Raw genomic sequence first — 19,871 nt, forward strand, 5'->3', positions numbered from 1 at the left:
GCCGGCTGGCCCATCGTATCGACGACCGGCCTCCGGCACCGCCGGGGCATCGCCGGGCCGTGACGGGGCTCCTGCCGCCTGTCGGTGGCGACCTACGTATGGACGCGCCGTGGCTGGAGTGGAAAGCTCGAATGACCGCGGGCGTCACTGGTGTCGCCTCGTCACTGCGGCTCCCACATGTCCGCGCCCCCTCTCCTCACCGTGCTCGAACTGGGAGGCAAGGATCATGGGCGAAAAGACGCAATCACACCCCGGAGCCGCCGGCAGGGCAGCGGCGGCCGACCGGCCCTCGTCCGTACGCAACGTGGTGCTGGTCGGCCACAGCGGCTCCGGAAAGACCACCCTGGCCGAGGCCCTCGCGCTGGCGACGGGAGCGGTCAACAGGGCGGGCCGCGTCGAGGACGGCGCGACCGTCTCCGACTACGACGAGATCGAGCACCGGCAGCAACGCTCGGTGCAGCTGTCGCTGCTCCCCGTCGAATGGGGCGGCATAAAGATCAATCTGATCGACACTCCCGGATACGCCGACTTCGTCGGGGAACTGCGGGCCGGTCTGCGAGCGGCGGACGCGGCCCTTTTCGTCGTCTCGGGCTCGGACGGCGTGGACGGCGCGACCCGGATGCTGTGGGAGGAGTGCGCCGCGGTCGGCATGCCGCGGGCCATCGTCTTCACCCACCTCGAAGCGGCCAGGTCCGACTTCGACGAGATGACCCGGGTCTGCGCGCAGACCTTCGGCGGCGACGACCCCGACGCCGTACTGCCGCTGTATCTGCCGCTGTACGGACCCCGGGGACCCGACGGCCACGCCCCGGTCGAGGGGCTCGTCGGCTTGCTGTCGCAGCGGGTCTTCGACTACTCCTCCGGCGAGCGCAAGGAGACACCGCCGGACGAGGAGCAGCTGCCCCGGATCGCGGCCGCCCGCGACCGGCTGATCGAGGGGATCATCGCCGAGAGCGAGGACGAGACCCTCATGGACCGCTACCTCGCCGGCGAGGAGATCGACTACAAGACGCTCGTCGAAGACCTGGAACGGGCCGTGGCACGCGGCACCTTCCACCCGGTACTCGCCGCCGCGCCGGCGACGGAGGGCAACCGCGAGGGCATCGGCACGATCGAGCTGCTGGAGCTGATCACGGGCGGTTTCCCGACCCCCGCCGAGCGCGAGGCGCCCGCCGTCACCACACCGGACGGCCGTCCGCGCCCGCCGGTCACCTGCGACCCCGACGGGCCGCTGGTCGCCGAGGTCGTCAAGACGGCGTCCGACCCGTACGTCGGGCGGGTCAGCCTGGTGCGGGTCTTCTCCGGCACGCTGCGGCCCGACGAGACGGTGCACGTGTCGGGGCACGGCCTCACGGACCGGGGCCACGAGGACCACGACGTGGAGGAGCGGATCGGCTCCCTGTCCTCGCCCTTCGGCAAGCAGCAGCGCACCATGAACCGCTGCATCGCGGGTGACATCGCCAGCGTCGGGAAACTGATGCGGGCCGAGACCGGGGACACCCTGTCCTCGAAGGACGACCCGCTGCTGATGGAACCGTGGACCATGCCCGACCCGCTGCTGCCGCTCGCCATCCAGGCCCACAGCAAGGCCGACGAGGACAAGCTCTCCCAGGGGCTCGCGCGGCTGGTCGCCGAGGACCCGACGATGCGCCTGGAGCAGAACCAGGACACCCGTCAGCTGGTGCTGTGGTGCCTGGGCGAGGCTCACCGGGACGTGGCGCTGGAGCGGCTGCGCAGCCGGTACGGGGTGCGGGTGGACGTCGTACCGCACAAGGTGTCGCTGCGCGAGACGTTCGGGGCGCAGGCGTTCGGCCGCGGGCGGCACGTGAAGCAGTCCGGTGGCCACGGGCAGTACGCGATCTGCGAGATCGAAGTGGAGCCGTTGCCGCCGGGGAGCGGCATCGAGTTCGTCGACAAGGTCGTCGGAGGCGCGGTACCACGCCAGTTCATCCCGTCCGTCGAGAAGGGCGTACGCGCCCAGGCGGCGCGCGGGGTCGCGGCCGGCTATCCGCTCGTGGACGTACGTGTCACGCTGACCGACGGGAAGTCCCACTCGGTCGACTCCTCCGACGCGGCGTTCCAGACGGCGGGCGCGCTGGCACTGCGCGAGGCCTCGGCCGAGGCGAAGATCCACCTCCTGGAGCCGGTCGCCGAGGTGCTGGTGCTGGTGCCGGACCAGTACGTGGGGCCGGTGATGAGCGACCTGTCGGGACGGCGGGGGCGCGTGGTGGGAACCGAGCAGGCGGGGCACGGGCGCACGCTCGTACGGGCCGAGGTGCCGGAGATCGAACTCGGACGGTACGCCCTGGACCTGCGGTCGGTCTCGCACGGCACCGGACGGTTCAGCCGCTCGTACGCCCGCCACGAACCGATGCCGCCCCAGCTCGCGGGCAAGATCCGCGAACAGGCGGAAAGCGGAACATAATTGACAGACCGCCCGCCCAATTTACTTGCGGCGGGCGGCATTTCACCGCCCCACCACGGGCAGAGTCACCCTGGATCATCCCTGGACACGGCGGATACGCTGGACGCTCCGGGCGCCCCGGCTCACAAGGTGTGCGGGGCACGGCAGTTGGGCAGAGGCCGCAGGAGCGGTTGCGTGCGGCGATGGGGGCAGCAGTGGCGGATGACGGGTTCGACTTCTCACCGGGGGCGCAGGTCCCGCTCCAGGGCTCCGCGGGCCAGACGGCGGCGACGCAGGCGCTCGCCTCGGCGGCGTACCGCGACAGCCCGGTCACCGAGATCCTCAAGACCAACAGCGAATGGCACAAGTCCGAGGTGAAGAAGGGCAAGCTCTCCCTCCTCGAACCGAACCTGGGCGAGGCCTTCTCCCGCGCCGTACAGGTGCGCATGCTCGGCGGGGCCCGCAAGGCGCTCATCCAGTCCTTCGGCACCGAACCGCAGACCGTCGTCGAGCACTGCCTCGCGGCGACCCGCATCCGCAAGGAAAGGGACGCCAAGCTCACCGGCATCATGGCGCTGTTCGGCCTGCTGTTCCTGCCGGGACTGCTCGTCTGGCTGGGCGTCTTCCAGCTGCGCCGTACGATCGCGGGCTCCAAGGACAAGCGGGCCGGCGCGCTCGCCACCACCGCACTGGTCGCCCTCGGCGGTCTCCTCGTGCTCGCCCTCATCAAACTGCCCTTCGGCGGATTCTGGGCGCTCTACCTGCGGGCGATGCTCGTCGCGCCCATCATCGGCTGGCTGTGGGCCAAGCGGATCAGCGAGTCCACGGCCCAGGACATGCGGACCCGCTGGGAGAGTCTGCTGTCGGGCGGCGGCGTGGGCGCCAAGATTCCCGAAGCCGTACCACGCGACCCCAACGAGTCCGCCGCCGAGCAGCTGCGCCAGTCGCTCGCCAAGCTCACCGCCGAGCAGTACAGCAACTCGGTCTTCTACGCGGGACCCAAGGGAATACTCGGCATGGGCACCCGCTGGGGCAGCTGGCAGCTCGCCGAGGAGCTCGTACCGCGCGAAGCCGGCAAGGAGATCCACGGATTCCGCAGCTGGGACGTCGTACGCGCCATCCACGACCAGCTGCGCATGCTGGAGCGCGGCCCCCTGCACACCGGTGGCTTCCCCAAACCCTCCGTACGGCACTGGATCGTCGCCCCGATCGGTGAGAACGCGGGCGAGGTGACCAGGCCCGGCGGCCAGGACGTCGACGCGTACCAGATCAAGGGCCACGAGATACAGCGGATCTGCAACGAGCAGCAGTTCGGCGCCGGAAACCGCCACTATCTGGGCGTTCAGTTCACGCTCTGGGACGGCCAGCTGATCATCACCATGCTGATCACCGTCACCGTGCTGCACGAGACGCTGCGCATCGAGGTCACGGGCCACGCCCTGGGCCCGGTCCACTCCCTCTTCACCACAAAGCCGGCGGCCAAGACGGTGACCGTCAGCAAGCCGGTCAAGTTCTGGGAGACGGTGGACAAGAAGCTGCCGCTCGTCGACGCCAACGAAGTGGTACGCCTGGCCGTCCGCGCACCGTTCACCTGGTTCCCGCCGCTCCTCGACTACTTCGGCGGCAAGATCACGCTCCCCGAGCCCTTCGGCCTGCGGCACGCCTGGGCCGAGAAGCCCTGGCGGCACCGCTTCATGGCCGACGACGCGATGCGCGCGGCCACGCCCGTACTGCGCGTCGTCCACGCGGCGGCCATCCGCGTGCTCGACGACCACGGCGTGGACACCGACCGCTTCAGCAACCGCTCGCTGGTCCTCAGCGGCCTCATCCAGGACGCGGCACCGAGGAAGGCCGACGTGTACGACGCGTGACGCGGCCCGGGGGCCGGGAGACCGGGAGGGGCGGCCCGGTCAGTTCGCTGCGGGCCAGGCGTCGGCCAGCATCTTGCGGGTGTCCCCCAGCAGCTGCGGCAGCACCTTCGTGTGCCCCACGACCGGCATGAAATTCGTGTCCCCGCCCCAGCGCGGCACCACGTGCTGGTGCAGATGCGCCGCGATGCCCGCCCCGGCGACGGCGCCCTGGTTCATCCCGATGTTGAACCCCTGCGCCCCGGAGGCGGTACGCAGCGCCGCCACCGCGCGCTTGGTGAAGGAAGCGAGCTCGGCGGTCTCGGCGTCGTCCAGGTCCGTGTAGTCGGCGACGTGGCGGTACGGGACGACCATCAGGTGCCCGCCGGTGTACGGGTAGAGGTTCAGCACCGCGTACACCCGCTCACCGCGTGCGATGACCAGCCCGTCCTCGTCGGACTTCGCCGGAATCGAGCAGAACGGGCAGCCGTCCCCGGCCCCCGGACCGGTCGGCTTGTTCTCCCCCTGGATGTACGCCATCCGGTGGGGCGTCCACAGGCGCTGGAACGCGTCCGGCGTCCCGACTCCGATCTGCTGCTCCGGCTCAATGGTCATGCGGGCCAGCATATTCCCTGGCGTGGCAGGACAAGCGGCGAGGGGCAGCCCCGGATGGGACCGCCCCTCGAAAACCCCCGCGCGTGCGGGGAACTGGTCGGCATCTGTCATGTGCGACCGATAGCGTCCGGATCACCCCCGCTTACGCGGGGACCGCGTCACACCTGCACCCGGCGCTCCACCACGTCAACGAGCTTCGCCAGCGCCTGGTCACGCGGGATGCCATTTTCCTGGGACCCGTCGCGGTAGCGGAACGACACCGTGCCGGCGCTCATGTCCTCGTCGCCGACGATGATCATGAACGGTACCTTGTTGCGCTGCTGGTTGCGGATCTTCTTCTGCATACGGTCAGAGGAGGCGTCCACCTCGACCCGCAGCCCCTTCTTCTTCGCCTCGGCGGCGAACTCCTGAAGGTACGGAATGTGCGCGTCGCCAATCGGGATGCCGACCGCCTGCACCGGAGCCAGCCACACCGGGAACGCACCCGCGTAGTGCTCGAGCAACACCGCGAAGAACCGCTCGATGGAGCCGAACAGTGCGCGGTGGATCATCACCGGACGCTGCTTGCTGCCGTCGGGGCCGGTGTACTCCAGGTTGAAGCGCTCCGGCAGGTTGAAGTCGAGCTGGACGGTCGACATCTGCCACGTACGGCCGATGGCATCGCGGGCCTGGACCGAGATCTTCGGGCCGTAGAAGGCGGCGCCGCCCGGGTCCGGCACCAGCGGCAGCCCCTGCTTCTCGGCCACCTGCCGCAGCGTCTCGGTGGCCTCTTCCCAGATCTCGTCCGAGCCGACGAACTTCTCCGGGTCCTTGGTGGACAGCTCCAGGTAGAAGTCGGTCAGGCCGTAGTCGCGCAGCAGCCCGAGGACGAAGGTGAGCGTACGGTCGAGCTCCTCCGCCATCTGCTCCTTGGTGCAGTAGATGTGCGCGTCGTCCTGGGTGAAGCCCCGCGCGCGGGTCAGGCCGTGCACGACGCCCGACTTCTCGTACCGGTACACGGTCCCGAACTCGAAGAGGCGCAGCGGCAGTTCACGGTAGGACCGGCCCCGCGCGTCGAAGATCAGGTTGTGCATCGGGCAGTTCATGGGCTTGAGGTAGTAGTCCGTGCCCTCGTCGAGCTGCATGGGCGGGTACATGCCGTCGGCGTACCAGTCCAGGTGACCCGAGGTCTCGAAGAGCTTCCCCTTGGTCGCGTGCGGGGTGTAGACGAACTCGTACCCCTCCTCCTCGTGCCGGCGGCGCGAGTAGTCCTCCATGACCCGGCGGATGATGCCGCCCTTGGGGTGGAAGACCGCGAGGCCGGAGCCGATCTGCTCGGGGATGGAGAAGAGGTCCAGCTCACTGCCGAGCTTACGGTGGTCGCGCTTCTCGGCCTCGGCGAGGAACTCCAGGTGCGCCTTCAGCTCGTCCTTCGACGGCCACGCGGTGCCGTAGATGCGCTGGAGCATCGGGTTCTTCTCGCTGCCGCGCCAGTAGGCGGCGGCGTTGCGCATGAGCTTGAAGGCGGGAATGTTCCGGGTGGTCGGCAGGTGCGGACCCCGGCAGAGGTCCTTCCAGCACAGGTCACCGGTCTTGGCGTCGAGGTTGTCGTAGATGGTCAGCTCGCCGCCGCCCACCTCGACGTTCGCACCGTCGTCGGTCGACGCGGAGCCCTTGATGCCGATGAGCTCCAGCTTGTACGGCTCGTCCGCCAGCTCCTCGCGCGCGGCCTCGTCGGTGACGACGCGGCGCGAGAAGCGCTGTCCCCGCTTCTGGATCTCCTGCATCTTCTTCTCGATGGCCTTGAGATCCTCGGGCGTGAACGGCTTCTCGACGTCGAAGTCGTAGTAGAAGCCGTCCTTGACCGGGGGGCCGATGCCGAGCTTCGCCTCGGGGAAGAGCTCCTGCACGGCCTGTGCCATGACGTGCGCGGTCGAGTGGCGCAGGATGTTCAGGCCGTCCTCGGAGGAGATCTCGACCGGCTCGACCTCCTCGCCGTCCGCGACGACGTACGCCAGGTCCTTCAGCTCGCCGGCCACGCGCGCGGCGACGACGGTGCGCTCGCCGGGGAAGAGTTCGGCCGCCGTAGTGCCCGTCGTCACCACGCGCTCTTCCCGCTCGGAATCGCGTTGGATGAACACACGGACGTCTGACACCGGTCTCTCCTGACTGAGGGGGGTGCGCATAAAAGATTGCGCGCGTAGTGCCTTACTGTACCGAGCCCCGCGTCCCCATCGCGAAACGGTTAATCCCCGCCGCACGCCTCCTCGAAAAAGTCCAGGTTCTCCTGGAGGGACTTCATCAGCCGGTCCCGCTCGGCGTCGTCCACCTGCACGGGCACCACGCTCCGCGCACCTGTGAGCCGCCGGAAGCCGCCCCGGCTCTCCAGCTGCCCGTGGACCCGGATGGGCAGCCCGACCAGGTGGGCGTGGCCCGCTATCCGGTACGCCTCCTCGTCGAGCACCATCCGTACGTGCGGCACCTCCGCGCCCGCCAGGACCCGCAGCCGCACCGTGCCGGGTCCGCCGGGCCCCGAGCGGCGCATCCGTACGACCGTGCCCGTGATCCGTACCGCCATGGGCGGCTCGCCGAGCGTGTAGCGCGCGCCCGCCTCGCGCAGCGCCGGCAGGTCGCCGGGCGAGAACTCCACCGCCTCGGGATGCGCCGCGCACCCCTGCGGCACACCGGCGGCCGGCGACCACTCCAGGCCGATCCGCGCGCCCTCCGAGCCGTGCACCAGCGCGATGACCGCGTCCGTCAGCTCGCGGCTCACCCCGGCCTCGACCGCCGAGTCGAAGGCCTCCATGCCCCCGGTCGCCCGCTGGTAGTCGACGGCCTCGCGCGCGGCGTGCAGGGCGTGGTGCAGCCGCACGACGGCCCGGCGGCCGGCCTCCACCGGTACGAACGCCGTGAGTGCGCGCCCGCCGGGCGCCGGCCCTACCAGTACGCCCTCCAGGGACGCCTGTGCCTGCCTCCGGTGCCGCGCGCCGTAGTATCCGGCGCGCCCGCGCGCGGCGAGCGCCGCGGCGAGGAGCATCTGGCGCGCCGCCGAGCGCAGTTGCTCCTGCGCGGTCCACGAGGCGGCTCCTGAAGGGCCTTCCGGTACGTCGCGCACCCACCTGATCTCGTCGCTCGGCACGGCGAGCGAGACGAGCACCTCACGCGCCGAGGGCGCGGGGCAGCGGGCGAGCGCGGTCAGTGCCTCGCCGAGGAGATCGTCGCTGTCGGGGAACGCCCTGCTCTCCGGTACGAGCAGGCTCGTACCGCCGCCGGAAGGGCCGGGCGGTGTCCAGCGCGCGTAGCGGCCCGCCGCTCCCCCGCGCCGCCGCCAGCCGTGCCGGGCGAGCAGTACGGCGAGTACGGCGGGGTCCACGCGGGCGGGGTCGGGCCCCTCGCCGGCGTCCCAGACGCCGGGGCCCGCCGCGAAGCCGCTGTCGGGCTCCGTGCTCGGGTGTGGTCGTACGGGCTCGTCGATCGGCCGGTGCTGCATCAGGGTCTCCCTCCCACCCCGACCCGGGTCATGATCTCGCAGAGTGCTCGGTCGTCGAATATCCGCGAGGTCGGGATCCGCACAGTTGTCCTGCGCCTGCCCGTCACCGGGTGTCCGGCCAGGTTGGTCCAGTAGCAGCAGTGCCGCAGGTCGAGGCGGTCGTGGCCGGCGCGCAGCCAGTCCTCCTGGCTGCGCGGTACGAGCATCACGACCAGGATCTTGTGCACCGCCACCGGGCTGCGGGCGAGCTTCTCCAAATGCGCGTTGTCGAGCGTGAAGGAGAAGGCGCCCCCCGCTGGGTGCGGTGAGATCTGGTAGGTGCATTTGAGCTGCACCTTGATGGTGACTTCGTCATCGACGGTGTGCTCGGGAGCGTTGTGACTCACGTGCCAGTCGATGCCGTTGTCCGGAAACGGCTGTGAGAGCGAGCATCCCGCGGCCGCCGCGACCGCGTGCAGATAGCCCACCTGAAGAGTCTCCATGCAGGCGGTGGTGGCGAGTCCGCCGCGCAGCGGTGCGATCCGCTCGGGCAGCAGCCCGCCCGGTTCGGGCTGCGTGAGCGCCATGGCAGACGTGTGCCTTCCGGGCTGTGCCGATCATTTCCCGCGACGGTCCGTCAACCTCCCGTGCCGTCACCTGTGTTGTCTCCGCTCTGCCTGTCCCGCAAACGGCGTACCGCACAAACGAGCCGGGTATCACCGGTTCGGGCAGGGGACGCACGCCATCTGCCAAGGGAGCAAGAGGAGTTCGACATGACGTGCTGGTACGAAGGACCCCTGGCCGCGTTCGACACCGAGACGACGGGCGTGGATGTCGAGGAGGACCGCATCGTTTCTGCCGCGCTGGTCGTGCAGGAGGCGCCGGGCGGGCGGGTACGGGCGACACGCTGGCTGGTGAATCCGGGGATTCCGGTGCCCCCGGAGGCGACGGAGATCCACGGCCTGACGGACGATCACCTGCAGCGCAACGGCCGCTGGCCCGCGCCGGTGGTGGAGGAGATAGCCAGGGGCCTCGCCGAGCAGAGCATCGCCCGCCGGCCGCTGGTGGTGATGAACGCGCCGTTCGATCTGACGCTGCTGGACCGCGAGCTGAGGCGCCACCGGGCGTCGTCGCTGACGCGCTACCTGGACAGCCGTCCGCTGTGCGTGCTGGATCCGCGCGTACTGGACAAGCATCTGGACCGCTACCGCAAGGGACGCCGTACGCTCACCGACCTGTGCGCGCAGTACGAGGTGGAGTTGGACGGCGCGCACGACGCGGTCGCCGACGCGACGGCCTCACTGGAGGTCGTACGCGCGCTGGGCCGCCGGTTCGCCACGCGTCTGGAGCGGCTTTCGCCCGCCGAGCTGCACACCCTTCAGGCGGTGTGGCACGCGGCGCAGGCGCGCGGTCTGCAGGCGTGGTTCGCGCGCAACGGGTCGGAGGAGGCGGTGAATCCGGCGTGGCCGCTGCGTCCCGAGATTCCGGCGGCGGCCGCCTGAGCGGGCGGCGTACGGGCACGCGAAAAAGCCGGTCCGTCTGGGACGGACCGGCCTTCGCCGGGTGGGCGATACTGGTTTCGAACCAGTGACCTCTTCGGTGTGAACGAAGCGCTCTCCCACTGAGCTAATCGCCCGGGAACGGACTGAACCATACAACCCCGCACGGGGTCGGTTCAAACCGCGAGGGCGGCCGCCAGCGCGCGCCGCCCGCCCCGCATCATCAGCGCGTGATTGGCGATGAGCAACGGGCGCCCGGGTACGGCGAACCGGCGCACCAGTGTCTTGCGCATCTCCACTTCCTGCTCGTAGACGGCGCGTGTGCCGCCGCTGCCGCGCGGCCGCACGGTCCAGCGCGCCCAGCCGTCCATGTCGCCGGTCATGGCCACTTCCAGTACGCCGGTTTCCGGTGCGCGCTTCGTCGCGTGAACGGTGAATTCGAGTGCGTACGGCAGGAAGGAACGCACCCGGACGATGCCGGTGCTGTCGTCGAGGCGCGTGACCCGCCGCACCTGTGACCACCACTTGGGGTACGCGTCGACCTGTTCCAGCGCGGTGTAGACGGCGCCGGGCGGGGCGGGCAGGTCCCACACGCTGCGGAAGCGGTAATGGTTCCAGTCCATGCCCTCAAGTCTGCGCGCGATACGCGGGTCCATGCGTACTCACCGGTGATCTGAGTATCCGCGCCCATGCGGTGGTGTGTGTCGGGCGCCACACTCCTGACCATGGAGAACGCACCACCGCCCGCCGAGGAATTGGTGATCCTCGACCGCGAACTGGGACACATCGAAGCCCGTCGCGCCCAGTTGCTGGCCCGCAGGGCCTGGCTGCTGAGTGTCATGCAGCAGGCCGTCGCGCCGCAGAACCCCTTCTCGCCGCCCGCTCCGGCTTTCGGCGCCGGCCACGCGCCGCAGACCCCGCGCGCCCCACGGGACGCCTCGCCGCGCAGTGCGCAGAACGTGCTGCTGACCCTCGGCGGCATCCTGTTGACGATCGCAGCGGTCGCGTTCACGCTGGTGAGCTGGGGCCACATGGGCATCGGCGGCCGCGCGGCGGTGCTGGGCGCGGTGACGGCCCTGGCGCTGGCCGCGCCGGTCCTGCTGCTGCGCCGCGGGCTCGTCTCGACCGCGGAGTCGGTGGCCGCGCTCGGCCTCGCCCTCACGGTGCTCGACGCGTACGCCGTGCACCGCGTGGCGGCGCCGGACACGGACGGTCTCGCGTACACCGCGTACACCGCGATCAGCTCGGCGGCGCTGGCGGCCCTCTGGGCGGCGTACGGTCTGGGCTTCGGCCGGCTGCGACTGCCCCTGCCCGCCGCATTGATCGCCGCTCAACTCCCGCTGGTCCTCGGGGCGCTGGCGGCCGACGCGGGTCCGCTGACGCTCACCTGGGCTCTGCTGGCGACGGCCGCGTTCGATGTCGCCGTGGCTCTGTGGGGTACGCGGCGGGTGCGCACGCCGGCCTGCGCCGGAGCGTGGCTGACGGGTGCGGGGGCGCTGCTCAGCGCCGGCGCCATGTCGCTGGCGGCGGCCAACTTCTCCGACGCGCTGCGTCCGGGCGTACTGCTGCTGGCGATCGCAGCCCTGGCCCTGTTCGCCGCCTGGCGGACCCCGGCCCGTGCCCCACAGCCCGCCGCACCGGCAGCGGGCGGAACACCCACATCACAGACGGCGACACCGTCACCGGAGAACGGGACCCCCGCGCCGCACGCCCCCGCGCCGTCGCAGGCCGTCGGACGGTCGCCGCACGCCGTCGCGTCCTCCGCCGTGGCCGGGCTCGCTGTGCTGGCCGCCGTGGGCGGTGTGCTGCGTCCCGCCGTTCCGGGGGCGTGGGCGGTGCCCGTGTACGTGCTGTGCGCCGTGGCCCTGCTGGCCGTCGTACGGGCGGGTCTGCCGCGGGCCATGGCGCTGGGTCTGGCCGGTTCGTCCGGTGCCGTGCTGGCCGCGGGCACCCTGTGGGCGCTGCCGCCGGTCGCTGTGATCCTGCTGGGTCCCGTCGCTCAGGTGGAGCGTGCCTGGTCCGGCGCCCCGGCCGGCGTCCGTGAGGCGTTGTCCTCCGAATCCCCGTGGCCTTGGACGGCCGCCGCTCCACTGGTACTGCTGACCGTCGCCGGCGTCGCCGTCGCCGTCGCGGCGGGGCGCCGTCCGACCGCTCCCGGCTCCTGGCGGAGCCCGGCGGCCTGCGCGGCCCTGGCCCTGGCGTGGGCGGCGGCGTACGCCACCCCGGCCGCGCTCGGCTTCGGCTACCCGGCGGCCGTAACGCTGTACGTGCTGCTGACCGCCGCGCCCCTTGCCCTGGCGGTACGCCCGGCCCTCACCGGCGCCGCCACGCCGCCCGGCGCGCCGCTCGCGCTCACCGCGCTCGCCTGCGCTCTCGCGTCGGCGGTGTCCGTCTCGCTGCTGTCCCTGGCCGCGCAGGCCGCCACCCTCGCCGTGCTCGGCGTCCTGCTGCCGCTGTTCGGTGCGGCCGCCGTGCTCGCGAAGGGATCCGTCACACCACCGGTGGCCGCCGTGGCGGCCGTCGTGTACGCGACCGGGCTGACCGGCGCCGTCGCCGCCTCCTGCGAACTCGCGCCGCACCAGGCCGCCCTGGCGGTCCTCACCGTCCCCACGGCGGTCGCCGTGCTCGCCGCCCGTATCCGTGGGCACATCACCGCCCTGCCCCTGGAGATCGCGGGCGCCGGGGCCGGGCTGCTCGCGATCGGGCTCGCGGCGGGCCACGCGCCGGTCCTCGCCCTGGTCCTGGCCCTGTGCGGTGTCATCGCGGCGGGCACGGCCGTACGGGCCGACCGGCGCCCGGCCGGTTACGCGGCGGCCGTGCTCTTCGTGCTGGCCACCTGGGTCCGCCTCGGCGCCTCGGACGTGGTCACGCCCGAGGCGTACACCCTGCCGGTCACCGTCCCGGCGCTGGTGACCGGCGTACTGCGGCGGCGCCGCGACCCCGCGGCCTCGTCCTGGACGGCGTACGGTCCCGGACTCGCCGCGACCCTCCTGCCGAGCCTGATCGCCGCCTGGGGCGACCAGCACTGGCTGCGCCCGCTGCTCCTCGGGGCGGCGGCCCTGGCCGTGACCCTCACAGGCGCCAGGCACCGGCTCCAGGCCCCGCTGGTTCTGGGGTCCGCCGCACTCGCCCTGGTCACGCTGCACGAGCTCGCGCCGTACGTCGTCCAAGTGGTCGGAGCTCTCCCCCGCTGGCTGCCGCCGGCCGTCGCGGGCCTGCTGCTGCTGGCGGTCGGCGCGACGTACGAGCAGCGCCTGCGCGACGCGCGCCGGCTGCGGGAGAGTATGGGCCGGATGCGCTGAGGACCGCCGTTCCCGGCCCCCGGGAACGGCGAAGGCCCGGAAGACTTTCGTCTTCCGGGCCTTCGGTCCGGGTGGGCGATACTGGGTTCGAACCAGTGACCTCTTCGGTGTGAACGAAGCGCTCTCCCACTGAGCTAATCGCCCCGGCGCTCCGCAAACATTACCCCATGTCAGCGGGTCCCCCGAACCGTTTACCGGTCACTGCTCGATGTTCCACGGCATCGCGAGGCCGAACTTCCAGACGTAGATCCCGACCAGTACGGCGACGATCACCAGTCCGATCGTGGTGAGGATCATGTTGCGCCGGCGGACCTTGGGATCGAGCGCTTTGTGGGCCGCCTCGGTGACTTTCCGTTTCGTCCAGCGCAGCACGAGCTGCGCCCACACGAACTCCGTCGCCCAGATCGCCATGCCGCCGAAGATCACCAGCCAGCCGGGTCCCGGCAGTGGGAGCATGACGATGCCCGCCGCCACGACCGCCAGGCCGATGACGAACACGCCGACCTGCCAGCTCAGGTGGAGCGTCCGGTGGCGCTTGATGATCTGCGGCGCCCGCGAACCCAGCTCTCGCTCGTCCCCGGTGACGCCCCCCGTGGCGGGCGCTGTGGCCGCCGGATCGACGACTTCTTCCCGCTCGTTACTCTCCGCATTCATGAGGCCCAACCTACCGGACGGAATCGCATGGCCGGAATGGTCGTACCGCCTCAAGCATTACTCCGCCGTAAGGGGTACCTGAAGAGCCACAAAAAGGTCAGAGGGGTTTACAACGACACCGTAGGTGGCATGTCGATTTCGCCGACGTGCGAATCCCCGAGCGCACACTGAGCGAAAGGCCCTGGCGCTTATGAACACCACGGTCAGCTGCGAGCTGCACCTGCGCCTCGTAGTGTCGAGCGAGTCATCACTGCCTGTACCCGCGGGCCTGCGGTATGACACGGCCGATCCCTACGCCGTGCATGCCACCTTCCACACCGGAGCCGAGGAAACCGTCGAGTGGGTGTTCGCCCGCGATCTCCTCGCCGAGGGCCTTCACCGGCCCACCGGTACCGGCGACGTCAGAGTCTGGCCGTCCCGCAGTCATGGCCAGGGCGTTGTGTGCATCGCTCTGAGCTCCCCGGAAGGAGAAGCCTTGCTCGAAGCCCCGGCGCGGGCACTGGAGTCGTTCCTGAAGCGGACGGACGCCGCGGTACCACCGGGCACCGAGCATCGTCACTTCGATCTCGACACGGAACTCTCACACATCCTGGCGGAGAACTGAGCCAGGCCGAGAGCCACCCGACGCCGTCCGACTCGGGGCGACGGCGCGGGGCGGACAACTGCATACGGAACACGGTAGACACCGGCGCCGTCCCCGCGGATCCACCGCGGGGACGGCGCCGGTGCGCCGCGCGCACGAGCCGCTAAAGTCGACCGGCATCTGCGGGCGCCCGCCCGCAGCAGGCCAGGGAGCGAATCGTGCTGATCCCCCACGACACCAGGCGCGCCCTCGACGTCGTCGTCGATCTCGTGAACACGGCGCCGGAGAGTGACCAGGGCGACCGGCTCGCCGACCTCGAGGCGCTGTACGGCTTCGTGCGGCTCCATCACGTCAGCGACGTCGGAACGCTCACCGAGGCGGATCTCAGGGCCGTACGGGACGTGCGAGGGCGCTTCGCGGACGTGTTCGCGGCGCTCGACCCCCGCACCTGCGCGGAGCTGATCAACCAGCTCGTGGCGGCGGCCGGCACCACGCCGCGGCTGACCGACCACGACGGCTTCGACTGGCACGTGCACTACTTCGCGCCGGGCGCCTCGGTCGCCGACCATCTCGCGGCGGACTGCGGGATGGCGCTGGCGTTCATCGTGGTCTCCGGCGAGCAGGAACGACTGCGCCGCTGCGAGGCGCCGGACTGCCGGCGGGCCTTCGTCGACCTGTCGCGCAACCGGTCGCGCCGCTACTGCGACAGCCGCACTTGCGGGAACCGGCTGCATGTGGCGGCGTACCGGGCCCGGCGTAAGGAAGCCGCGGGCTGAGGCACGGCGGGGAACGCGGGGCACGCGGGCCTCACAGCAGGAAGAGGTCGTGCATCGCGGCCATCAGCAGCAGGAAGCCGATCACCCCGAGGAAGATCATCAGGGGTGGCTGGGAAAGCGCGAAGAGGCAGCCGCGCGGTTCTTCGGTGGGTGCGGGGGCTTCGCCCCGGGATGTGTCCAGCATCTCGGGCCGATCATGACGCAGCCCGAGCACCTCCAACGACCAACACGCCCACCTGCGGCGGGAGTTCCCCAGATCTTGGCCGTGCTTGATCTGCGAGTGATCGCTTCGGCGTGCAAGTTGCCAGGTTTCGGTTTCACATGCCGGGCCGTGTTCAGATGCCGTGCTTCTTCAGGATCGCTTCGATGTCGCTGAAGTCCTCGTCCGCCCCGGTGGCCTTCGGCTGCGGCTTGGCCCCCTCGGGCTGAGGCTGCTTCTGCCGCGCGGCCGCAGGGAGGCCCGCGCCGGGCGCCGGCGCGGACGCCCGCTGGGCGACCGCTTCGCGCTGCGCCGCCCGCGCGGCCCTGCGCTCCTTGCGGGTGCCGCCGGTGCGGCGCTCCACCATCCGGGTCGTCATGAAGAGCAGCCAGGAAAGGCCGAGCAGGCCGAAGCCCGCCCACACCTCCGGCTTGAAGGCGATGCCCGAAACCCACTCGACGATGCCGGTCATCACCAGGCCGACCGGCACCAGCGAGTAGGCGGCGATACGCGTCGCGGCCAGGAACCGCTTGCGGTAGGCGGTGATCGCGGCGATGCCCAGACCGGCCGCAGACGCCGCGGAACAGATCGTCTCTGCCAGCATCCGGTCCTCCAGCCCCAGGGGTGTACGTTCCCCTCCATCCTGCACCGGACGGGGCCGCCCAGGCCACGCCCCCGTACGACCTCGGGGACATATCGGGGGAGACCTCTTCCCCAGGTCCCAGTTTCCCGGCCTCGCGGCCTCCCGGTTTCCCGGCGCCAGGCAGTCTCCCGGTTTCCCGGTCTCCCGGTTGGGGGCCCGCCTGCCGGGCTGGGAGACTGGGCCCATGACCGACTCCTCTCCCGCCCGCCCCGTCGTCCTCGACATCTGGTGCGAGCTCCAGTGCCCCGACTGCCACGCCGCGCTGGACGACGTGCGCGCCCTGCGTGAGCGTTACGGCGACCGGCTCGACGTACGCCTGCGCCACTTCCCCCTGGAGAAGCACAAGCACGCCTACGCCGCCGCGCAGACCGCCGAAGAGGCGGTCGACCAGGGCAAGGGATGGCCGTACGTGGAAGCGGTCCTCGCCCGTACCGAGGAACTGGCGGCGAAGGGCGAGCCCCTCCTGCTGGAGGTCGCGGCCGGACTGGGTCTTGACGCCGAGGAGTTCGACACCGCCCTGATCGACGGCAGGCACCTCCTGATCGTCGACGCCGACCAGGCGGAGGGCAAGGCCATCGGCGTCACGGGCACGCCGACGTACGTCATCGACGGCGAGCGGCTGGACGGCGGCAAGAGCCAGGAAGGGCTGCGCGAGCGCATCGAGGAGATCGTCGACCGGCTGCTCGCCTGACCCGCGCAGGTCTCAGAGCAGCCGCTTGTAGAGGTGGTACGACACCGGCTCGTAGCCCAGTGATTCGTACAGCCGCAGGGCCGGGGTGTTGTCCGCGTAGACGTTGAGGCCGATGCGTTCGGTCCCGGCCGCCAGCGCCTCACGCTCGGCGAGCAGCAGCAGCGCGCGGCCCAGCCCCTGCCCCCGGTACTCCTCGGCCACCTCGACGTCGAAGACGTACGCCCCGCTCTCGCCGGGGCGGGGATGGCGCAGTGCCAGCCACAGCGTGCCCACCACCGCGCCGTCGCGGACGAGAGCGCCCAGGTAGGTGTCCGGGGTGTCGATTCCGTCGGCGAGAGCGGCCCGGTGGTCGGCTTCGGCCTTGGCGCGCGCCGCCTCCTCGGAGTAGCCGCGCGCGGTCAGGGACCGTACGAAACCCACCTTGGCGCGGTCGAGCCAGGTCTCGAATTCCGTTTCGCTCATCCGCCTGCCCACAATGCCTTCGGGCAGCGCGGGGGGCCGGGCGGGCAGCGGTTTGGTCATGTTGCGGCCGCGTTCGGTGTAGCCGAGCGCGGCGGCCATCCGCCGCGCGGCCACCGCCCCGGCCGGGACGGAGATCTCCACGCGACGGCATCCCCAGCCGCGCAGCACCTCCTCGGCCGCGAGCGCGGCGACCGTCGCCCTCCCCCGGCGCCGGTCGGCCTCGTCGATGCGCAACCCGTCGATACGACCGGCGCCGGGCCCGTGGCGAGGATCCGTGGACAACTCGACGGCGCCTACCGGGCGGCTGTTCACGCACACGTCGTACGTGCGCGACCTGGCGCCGTCGATGCCCTGCTGAAGCGGCGCTGTCGGCCGCAGAGTTGTGGTCATCAGGGGAGTTGTACCCGCCTGACGGCCACCCGTCATCAGAAATTCCCGGCGCTTTACGGATTCAGGTCCGAGGCGGCGCGTTCGTCGAAGACGCGCATGGCCTTGGCCGTCACGGGGCCCGGCGCGCCCGGCAGTTGGCGGCCGTCGATCCGGTGCACCGCCTGTACATCGCGCAGCGTGGAGGTCAGGAAGACCTCGTCGGCCCGCTCCAGTACGTCCAGCGGCAGGTCGGTCTCCTCGGCGCCCGTCCATTCGACGGCCAGGGCGCGCGTGATGCCGGCGAGGCAGCCGGAGGAGACCGGCGGGGTGAGCAGCCGGCCGTCGAGAACGACGAAGACATTCGACCCCGTGCCCTCGCAGAGCTGTCCGACGGTGTTCGCGAACAGCGCCTCAGAGGCGCCCTGTTCGCGGGCGCGGGCCAGGGCGACGACATTCTCGGCGTACGACGTCGTCTTGAGGCCGGTGAGTGCGCCGCGCTCGTTGCGGGTCCACGGGACGGTGATCACGGCGGTGCTGTCGGGGCGGCGGCTTGCCTCCCCCAGGGCGACGATCAGGGTGGGGCCGGTGTCGCCGCGCTCGGAGCCGAGCGGCGAGAGGCCGCCGGTGTAGGTGATCCGCAGCCGGCCGAGCTTCATGGGGTTGGCGTCCAGGACGGCGGCGCAGGCGCGGCGTACTTCGTCGAGATCGGGCTCGGGCAGCCCGAGACCGCGCGCCGAGCGGGCGAGCCGCTCCAGGTGCCGGGTGAGGGCGAAGGTCCGTCCCGCGGTCGCTTTCACCGTCTCGAAGATGCCGTCGCCCACGGTGAGACCGTGATCGAGTACGGACACCCTGGCGGTCGCCGCATCCTGCAGCCCGCCGTCGACCCAAAGTTTCATGACGCGGTCCTTCCCATCTCCCGGTACGTGCCCGACGCTACCGCGAGGAGCCTGGCGGCCTTCAGTTCGGTCTCCTCCCACTCGCGGTCGGGGTCGGAGCCCCAGGTGATGCCCGCGCCCGTACCGAACCTGAGGACCGGACCGCCGGGGGCCGTGCGGTCGATCCAGAAGGTACGTATGCCGACGGCCAGCTCGCCGGTGCCCCGGTCGGCGTCGACCCAGCCGATGCCTCCGCAGTACGGACCGCGCGGTGCGGTCTCCAGCGCCTCGATGATCGTGAGGGCGCTCGACTTGGGCGCCCCCGTCACCGAGCCGGGCGGGAACGTCGCCGCGAGCAGCTCGGCCCAGCCGGCGCGCGGCGCGAGCTCGGCGCGCACGGTGGAGACGAGGTGGACGAGGCCGGGGTGCGGTTCGACCACGCAGAGCTCCGGAACGGTCACGGAGCCGGGGACGGCGACCCGCCCAAGGTCGTTGCGGACCAGGTCCACGATCATGACGTTCTCGGCGTGGTCCTTCTCCAGGAGATCACCGGCCGTGCGCCCGGTGCCCTTGATCGGCCCCGACTCGACGGTCCGTCCGTCGCGTCGCAGGTAGAGCTCGGGGGACGCGGTGGCTATCTCGACGCCGTGCGCGGGCAGACGGATCGTTCCTGCGTACGGCGCCGGATTGCCCCGGGCCAGCAGGGCGGTGAGCGCGTCGACGTCGGCGCGGGCGCCGGGGCGGTCCGGCAGCGGAGCGGTCAGTACGCGGCAGAGGTTGGCCTGGTAGACCTCGCCGGCCGCGATGTGCTCACGGATGCGGCGTACACCGGCTGTGTACGCGGCGCGGTCCATCGATGACATCCAGTCACCGGCGGCGGGCCCGCGCCAGGCGCCGGGCAGGGGCGCGGGGACCGGCTCGGTGCGTACGTCGCCGAAGCGGGCGCAGACGAGCCCGCCCTCGAAGTCCGCGGTGACGGCCCAGAAGCCGGCGGAGTCGAGTGCGGCGGGATCGCTGGTCACATCGCGCAGATCGGAGGCGACAAGGCCGCCGAAGCGGGCCAAAGGGGGAAGGTCGTGCACGGCCCCGAGTCTAGAGCGGACCGCGATGACCTGCGGCGGGGCGGAGGCAGCGCAGCACGCTGCGCAAACGCGTTTTTGTACTGGCCCCGGAATCCGCTAGAGTTCAACACGTCGCCGGGACACGGAAACGCCCCGGTAAGACAAGCGGACGTGGCTCAGTTGGTAGAGCATCACCTTGCCAAGGTGAGGGTCGCGAGTTCGAATCTCGTCGTCCGCTCGGTGTGGGGGATCTTCCCGACCCCCTGTATGCACTCCTGGTGGAGTGGCCGAGAGGCGAGGCAACGGCCTGCAAAGCCGTCTACACGGGTTCAAATCCCGTCTCCACCTCCAAGGACGATTAGCTCAGCGGGAGAGCGCTTCCCTGACACGGAAGAGGTCACTGGTTCAATCCCAGTATCGTCCACTGGATCCCCGGAAACGGG

At 71.1% G+C, this 19,871-nt stretch carries 18 protein-coding genes and 5 tRNA genes; 10 read left to right on the top strand and 13 right to left on the bottom strand.

The genetic code is table 11. The features are described 5' to 3' along the window. Nucleotides 1–226: 226 nt before the first annotated feature. Both G412_RS0122795 and G412_RS0122800 read left to right on the top strand, forming a co-directional pair. Nucleotides 227–2,425, top strand: a complete 2,199-nt coding sequence (locus G412_RS0122795; protein WP_028814113.1) for an elongation factor G-like protein EF-G2 — start codon at nucleotides 227–229, stop codon at nucleotides 2,423–2,425. 194 nt (nucleotides 2,426–2,619) lie between these two features. Continuing rightward, the gene (locus tag G412_RS0122800; RefSeq protein ID WP_028814114.1) at nucleotides 2,620–4,275 is read left to right on the top strand and encodes a hypothetical protein; all 1,656 of its coding nucleotides are present in this window, start codon (nucleotides 2,620–2,622) and stop codon (nucleotides 4,273–4,275) included. 39 nt (nucleotides 4,276–4,314) lie between these two features. Here the strand turns inward: G412_RS0122800 and G412_RS0122805 are convergent, their stop codons facing one another. From G412_RS0122805 to G412_RS0122820, 4 genes are all read right to left on the bottom strand, one after another. Continuing rightward, complete coding sequence (locus tag G412_RS0122805) at nucleotides 4,315–4,878, bottom strand: HIT family protein (RefSeq protein WP_028814115.1); 564 nt, start codon at nucleotides 4,876–4,878, stop codon at nucleotides 4,315–4,317. A 146-nt stretch (nucleotides 4,879–5,024) separates the two neighbouring features. After that, the gene (thrS, locus tag G412_RS0122810) at nucleotides 5,025–7,001 is read right to left on the bottom strand and encodes a threonine--tRNA ligase (protein ID WP_028814116.1); all 1,977 of its coding nucleotides are present in this window, start codon (nucleotides 6,999–7,001) and stop codon (nucleotides 5,025–5,027) included. An 89-nt stretch (nucleotides 7,002–7,090) separates the two neighbouring features. Next, entirely contained in the window at nucleotides 7,091–8,335 is a 1,245-nt protein-coding gene (locus G412_RS0122815) for a hypothetical protein (RefSeq protein ID WP_028814117.1), read from the bottom strand. Continuing rightward, nucleotides 8,335–8,901 (bottom strand): DUF4365 domain-containing protein, encoded by a 567-nt coding sequence (locus tag G412_RS0122820; protein ID WP_028814118.1) that lies wholly within the window; start codon nucleotides 8,899–8,901, stop codon nucleotides 8,335–8,337. Before G412_RS0122820 ends, G412_RS0122815 begins: the two co-directional genes overlap by 1 nt. Nucleotides 8,902–9,087: 186 nt before the next feature. Between G412_RS0122820 and G412_RS0122825 the strand changes: the two genes are divergently transcribed. Then, nucleotides 9,088–9,816 (top strand): 3'-5' exonuclease, encoded by a 729-nt coding sequence (locus tag G412_RS0122825; RefSeq protein ID WP_028814119.1) that lies wholly within the window; start codon nucleotides 9,088–9,090, stop codon nucleotides 9,814–9,816. Between the two features lie 62 nt (nucleotides 9,817–9,878). On the opposite strand, the gene G412_RS0122830 is transcribed toward G412_RS0122825, so the two are convergent. Beyond that, nucleotides 9,879–9,950 (bottom strand) — tRNA-Val (locus tag G412_RS0122830). 39 nt (nucleotides 9,951–9,989) lie between these two features. Beyond that, on the bottom strand, nucleotides 9,990–10,436 hold the full coding sequence (locus tag G412_RS0122835) for an SRPBCC family protein (RefSeq protein ID WP_028814120.1): 447 nt from the start codon (nucleotides 10,434–10,436) through the stop codon (nucleotides 9,990–9,992). Nucleotides 10,437–10,538: 102 nt separating this feature from the next. On the opposite strand from G412_RS0122835, the gene G412_RS0122840 reads away from it, so the two are divergent. Then, nucleotides 10,539–13,115: an SCO7613 C-terminal domain-containing membrane protein gene (locus G412_RS0122840; protein WP_028814121.1), complete on the top strand. Its 2,577-nt coding sequence runs from the start codon at nucleotides 10,539–10,541 to the stop codon at nucleotides 13,113–13,115. A 72-nt stretch (nucleotides 13,116–13,187) separates the two neighbouring features. Here G412_RS0122840 and G412_RS0122845 read toward each other — a convergent pair. Both G412_RS0122845 and G412_RS0122850 read right to left on the bottom strand, forming a co-directional pair. After that, nucleotides 13,188–13,259, bottom strand: a tRNA-Val gene (locus G412_RS0122845). A gap of 54 nt (nucleotides 13,260–13,313) precedes the next feature. Beyond that, a complete protein-coding gene (locus G412_RS0122850) occupies nucleotides 13,314–13,769 on the bottom strand; it encodes a TIGR02611 family protein (RefSeq protein ID WP_028814122.1) in 456 nt (151 codons plus the stop codon). 190 nt (nucleotides 13,770–13,959) lie between these two features. Here G412_RS0122850 and G412_RS0122855 point away from each other — a divergent pair, with 190 nt between their 5' ends. Further along, nucleotides 13,960–14,373 carry an SsgA family sporulation/cell division regulator gene (locus G412_RS0122855; protein WP_003987206.1) on the top strand — a complete coding sequence of 138 codons (414 nt, stop codon included), beginning with the start codon at nucleotides 13,960–13,962 and terminating at the stop codon, nucleotides 14,371–14,373. A 197-nt stretch (nucleotides 14,374–14,570) separates the two neighbouring features. Further along, complete coding sequence (locus G412_RS0122860) at nucleotides 14,571–15,128, top strand: CGNR zinc finger domain-containing protein (RefSeq protein WP_028814123.1); 558 nt, start codon at nucleotides 14,571–14,573, stop codon at nucleotides 15,126–15,128. Nucleotides 15,129–15,159: 31 nt separating this feature from the next. On the opposite strand, the gene G412_RS40275 is transcribed toward G412_RS0122860, so the two are convergent. Together G412_RS40275 and G412_RS0122870 are read right to left on the bottom strand one after the other, a co-directional pair. Next, nucleotides 15,160–15,312: a hypothetical protein gene (locus G412_RS40275; protein WP_167368049.1), complete on the bottom strand. Its 153-nt coding sequence runs from the start codon at nucleotides 15,310–15,312 to the stop codon at nucleotides 15,160–15,162. A gap of 151 nt (nucleotides 15,313–15,463) precedes the next feature. Then, nucleotides 15,464–15,931 carry a hypothetical protein gene (locus tag G412_RS0122870; protein ID WP_028814124.1) on the bottom strand — a complete coding sequence of 156 codons (468 nt, stop codon included), beginning with the start codon at nucleotides 15,929–15,931 and terminating at the stop codon, nucleotides 15,464–15,466. Between the two features lie 223 nt (nucleotides 15,932–16,154). On the opposite strand from G412_RS0122870, the gene G412_RS0122875 reads away from it, so the two are divergent. After that, nucleotides 16,155–16,661 carry a DsbA family protein gene (locus G412_RS0122875; RefSeq protein WP_028814125.1) on the top strand — a complete coding sequence of 169 codons (507 nt, stop codon included), beginning with the start codon at nucleotides 16,155–16,157 and terminating at the stop codon, nucleotides 16,659–16,661. Between the two features lie 12 nt (nucleotides 16,662–16,673). On the opposite strand, the gene G412_RS0122880 is transcribed toward G412_RS0122875, so the two are convergent. Genes G412_RS0122880 through G412_RS0122890 form a run of 3 tightly spaced genes read right to left on the bottom strand, consistent with a single transcriptional unit; the run spans nucleotide 16,674 to nucleotide 19,449 of the window. Further along, nucleotides 16,674–17,513, bottom strand: a complete 840-nt coding sequence (locus tag G412_RS0122880; RefSeq protein WP_028814126.1) for a GNAT family N-acetyltransferase — start codon at nucleotides 17,511–17,513, stop codon at nucleotides 16,674–16,676. A 53-nt stretch (nucleotides 17,514–17,566) separates the two neighbouring features. Continuing rightward, the gene (locus G412_RS0122885) at nucleotides 17,567–18,388 is read right to left on the bottom strand and encodes an aminotransferase class IV (RefSeq protein ID WP_028814127.1); all 822 of its coding nucleotides are present in this window, start codon (nucleotides 18,386–18,388) and stop codon (nucleotides 17,567–17,569) included. After that, nucleotides 18,385–19,449, bottom strand: a complete 1,065-nt coding sequence (locus tag G412_RS0122890; RefSeq protein WP_028814128.1) for a chorismate-binding protein — start codon at nucleotides 19,447–19,449, stop codon at nucleotides 18,385–18,387. Before G412_RS0122890 ends, G412_RS0122885 begins: the two co-directional genes overlap by 4 nt. 144 nt (nucleotides 19,450–19,593) lie before the next feature. Here G412_RS0122890 and G412_RS0122895 point away from each other — a divergent pair. From G412_RS0122895 to G412_RS0122905, 3 genes are all read left to right on the top strand, one after another. After that, nucleotides 19,594–19,666: transfer RNA gene (locus G412_RS0122895), tRNA-Gly, on the top strand. 39 nt (nucleotides 19,667–19,705) lie between these two features. Then, nucleotides 19,706–19,779 (top strand) — tRNA-Cys (locus G412_RS0122900). 1 nt (nucleotide 19,780) lies between these two features. Further along, a tRNA-Val gene (locus G412_RS0122905) sits at nucleotides 19,781–19,852 on the top strand. The last annotated feature ends 19 nt before the right edge of the window (nucleotides 19,853–19,871 follow it).

Origin of the sequence: Streptomyces flavidovirens DSM 40150 (assembly GCF_000429085.1) — a bacterium.
Classification (GTDB): domain Bacteria; phylum Actinomycetota; class Actinomycetes; order Streptomycetales; family Streptomycetaceae; genus Streptomyces; species Streptomyces flavidovirens.